This is a genomic window from Helicobacter sp. T3_23-1059 (assembly GCF_053654515.1).
Genome location: NZ_JBSIUV010000092.1, coordinates 1 through 4,170 on the forward strand (window position 1 = coordinate 1; position 4,170 = coordinate 4,170).

Sequence of the window (4,170 nt, forward strand, 5' to 3'; positions counted from 1 at the left end):
AAACTTTGCCCTTATGGGTGCATTCTACGCTATCTGTTTCTAATAGGGGATGGGGCATTGGGAATCCTTTACTCTAGCTTCAATTCTAGTTTTTGCATCATTTCTTTGCTCCAGCCTTTTGGGGGATTGGTAATGCTTGGGTAGATTCTATCAAAAAATTCAATATATATGTCTTTATTATCGCTTAATTCAAAATAGTATTTGCCTAGTGGGGAGGTGGTAATAGGCTGTCCTCTTGTGAATAAGGCTTGGTTGGGGGAGACAAATTGTAATTTTGTATAGTCATCATTAACGCTCATCAATCCTCCATTATTACTAAAAAATAATTCTCTATGATATTCATCGCTATCAAACATTTGATTTTCAAATCTCACTTCCAATTCTTTTTTGAAATCGCCTGTTTTTGAGTCTATTTCGCCACTTTGTCTCATTTGTATTGCTAAATGAACATATTGTTGATATGCCCCTGCATTAAAAAGTAGACTATTTTCATCGCAAAAAGAAGCAGAAAAATTTACTATAAAATTTTTAAGACTTAATACAAAATACCAATAAAATAGCTCATCATACAGCATAATTTTAAAATTAGATTGATTGGTTTTTGTTAGATAGTCTAATGCAATTATTTTAAGCTGATTGCGTTGCTCGGTAGTGCCATTTTGCCATTCTAACATTGGTTCATAAAAAATAATGCCTTTTTTCAATAAGTCATCATAGATTTTTTGATTCAAATGATACGCTTTAATGCCACGATTTGCTTTTATAGAGTCTATGTAGTGTTGAATAAAGTCCGTGTTTTTTTGGTGTAATTCCGTGAAATATGAGATGATTTGCTCTTTGGTTAGCACAATATTATCTTTGTGCCTAAAGTAGTGGATTTTTAAATATTTGTGGTCATCTTTTTTTGCATCCATAGTCCCCCCATATGTCATAATTTCGTCTGCTGACAGTATTTTTTTATTTGTCGGCAATGCCTTTTTGTTTATTTCATTCAACCAAAATATATTTAGTCCCTCAAATCTCGAATCTGTGATAGTTGAAGGAATAAATTTGGGAGCTAAAATGCCTTGCTTGTTTTTGCTAAAAATAATTTTGCCTAAATAAAGCGTAGCGGTAAAATCTTTGAAGTGATATGGTGCAGAACATTGGATAATATATTTTTCTGCATTGGTAGATAAATTTGGGTAAAAATATTCATCATATATCCTATCATCAATAGCTAAAATATTGCTCTCAACACTCAAATAAATTGTTTTATATTTTAGATATATGTCGTCATCGCTACATATTGTATCGAAATACATTTCATTATCAATCAATAAACTTAAATCAAAAGCCTTAGCCATTTATCCACCTTTACTTTTGCTTTATTCCAAGTCGTTTGATGGTTTCATTTGCCACATATCTAGGGTCTCGCTCATTTGGCTGAATCTCATAGGTATTTTGGTATTCATCATTATTTTTTCCAACATAGCAATTTACTTTATTTGATTCATTGTTATCGCATAATTTTTTGTAAGCCTTTGTTATTTGATAATCACCACTAATATAAAAATTAAAAGAATACGCAAGATAATTTAGTAAAGGGCTTTTGTGTGGCTTTTTCTTATAAATTTCTTCATAAATATGCAAATGCCTACACTCGTGAATAATTGTTCCTATAAGCCTGTCGGATTGATATTTAAATGTAATTATAGCATTATTGTTTTTTTTGTTAGAATGAGCAATCAAATATTTATTGATTATTATTGTATTGTATGGAATTTTATTTTGATTGTAGTAAGAAGTCATACCTCTGTTAGCCATACCCTTAACAATTACATTGTTAAGATTAATCTTGAAGTATGAGCATATTTTCCATATCAAACTCTTTACAAAATCTTCTCTCTCTTGGTAAAAATCTATCCCAACTACATTGCTTACTTTGTTGTTTAGTGTGGCATTAAATAAACTATATCCATTAAATACGGCATTATTATAAGCCTCTTTAAATGTAATATTTCTTTTTAAGATTCTACTTTTATAAACATTGTTTTCAAATATTGCTACAATTTTATCTATAAACTTATCTCTATCGTCTTTGTATTCATCTTTACACTGCAACCACACATAGCAAGATTGTTCTACGCTATCTATAAACCCCTCATTCCCCAAGTCAAATCTATAATAAATATAAGCAATTTTCCCTGCAAGTTGGGGGTAGATTCTAAAGTAATCAAATATTGCATTATAAATATAACCTCCATTAGAATTTTTTTTGTCATATCGTTTGTTATTATTTTGTTTTAATTCATTTAATTTTTTAAGATTCACTTTTAAAAATGCTACCGCTTCATCTACACTATAAATATGCTCTAATTTATTCCATTCATTTATATCATCACTATTTAAGATTTTGCCATATTGCATTTTGCTTTGATTGTCTCTTGGAATCTCTTGGACTGCATTATCTGCACCAATGCCCACATTAAAATCTATATCAATCACAATAAACACATTGTTTATAATGGCATTATTCAAAGTAGCGCATATAATAACATAATCTTTGTCATTTTGTTTTTGCAATGGCAAATGAAATCCTATTTTATTATATTGATTGTTTTTGTGAAAATAATTGCTTTCATCGTAGATTTGTCTATCAAGTGTAAGATTGGTGCTATTTTTTGTTGCATACCACCATTTTACATTACCTATTTGACTATTATCATTCATCATAGCTTCTAGCTCGATATAAGTTCCTAACGCAAATGGTGTTTTAATGGGAACATTATAATGATTTGAGGTATGGTTTAAGTATTGGATTTTTGTTTGATTTTGCTTGGCAATGCTAATTACTTGTGGTGGATTTTGCGAAGAATCTATCTCCCATTCTATGTTTTCTATGAATCTTATATGGCGTATGGCTGATTTGTTATATTGCACTTTTAATGGTATATTCGTGCGATTTGCGTTATTAAAAGCATATCTTAAATTATGGGAATTATCATAAAAAAGCAATATATCATTTTGTATTTGATTATTAGTTGTTAGATTTTTATCACTTACCATAATGATAGAACTGCACGATTCATTGCATTCTTTATCACTATAAATATTTAGTGATAAATTTGTGTTAGATTCGGCGGAATCTGTATTATTTGGATTGTTTGCGTTAATAAAATCTTTTATTTCTTGTGTATTTATATAATATGCTTTATCTTGTAAAACCTTATTTTCATCTTGGTAGCCCTTATCATAGCAGTGAAAAAATGTGTGATTTGATTCTGAATTATTGTTTTGAAAATCCTCTATGTTGCTAAATTTTACATTATCAAAATTTGCAAAGCTAGGCACAAAGTGTGTATAGCCATTTTGTTGCTCGAATGTCCCTTTTTCTTGTAATGTTAATGCCTTACCACTTCTAGCTTCATAGCTTGCAATGGCGTTATCTCCTTGCATTACAGATAATGTGAATCCATTAAAATATAAATAGATTTTAGCTTTGAAATAAAGCGTTGCAGGGCATTTTTGATAATTATTGGGGGTTAGAATCTTATTTGTGGTATTTTTGGATTCGCATTTATTTGAATCTAAATTTTTGGATTCGTGTGAATCAAAAGATTGCAAATATGCGCTTTTAGAATCTTTTGCTAAACAATACGGATTTGTTTCATAGTTTTCATCATTTATAAGCGTTACACTAAAAAAATCTCCTCTTTCATTTTGTGGAATCTCAAATATAACTTCGCCATTGCTTGTAGTGATTTTAGATTCATAGCATTTTTTAGAATCGATATTTGTGATTTGAATCTCTTTGTTTGTTAAGGGACTTGATGAATCATAATCTTTGATTATGAGTTTGAGGAGGAATGGATTCACAATGTTTCCTTATTTGTTTGTTTTTGCTATTTTAGCTTGTTTTAACTTAAATCTAATTACCTCTTTTTCACATTCACAGGCTTATTTACGGTTAAACCATTTTCATCTAGCGTTAGCTCACTATCTTTGACTTTTAGTATTATTTTATCCTTGCTTAATTCAATACTAGAATCGCTTGACACATACAAATTTATACAATCGCCCACATAAAGATTCACTTCATTTTTGCTCTTTGCATAAAAATCATTGACATTTATCGTTAGATTCTCATTGCTTTTTAGGGCAAGTGAATTTTTTGTTAAAATATGTAGA

General features: G+C 29.6%; 3 protein-coding genes. All 3 read right to left on the minus strand.

Annotation, left to right across the window (positions count from 1 at the left end; genetic code table 11):
- Nucleotides 1-68 precede the first annotated feature (68 nt).
- Nucleotides 69-1,346: a hypothetical protein gene (locus ACWIX0_RS12870; RefSeq protein WP_454174384.1), complete on the minus strand. Its 1,278-nt coding sequence runs from the start codon at nucleotides 1,344-1,346 to the stop codon at nucleotides 69-71.
- Nucleotides 1,347-1,356: 10 nt separating this feature from the next.
- Nucleotides 1,357-3,858 carry a hypothetical protein gene (locus ACWIX0_RS12875; protein WP_454174385.1) on the minus strand — a complete coding sequence of 834 codons (2,502 nt, stop codon included), beginning with the start codon at nucleotides 3,856-3,858 and terminating at the stop codon, nucleotides 1,357-1,359.
- A gap of 56 nt (nucleotides 3,859-3,914) precedes the next feature.
- On the minus strand, nucleotides 3,915-4,170 hold a 256-nt coding region (locus ACWIX0_RS12880; protein ID WP_454174386.1), incomplete at its 5' end, for a hypothetical protein.

Excerpts from the sequence above, each read along its gene's own strand:
- ACWIX0_RS12870 (WP_454174384.1), bottom strand. The coding sequence starts at position 1,346 with ATGGCTAAGGCTTTTGATTTAAGTTTATTGATTGATAATGAAATGTAT.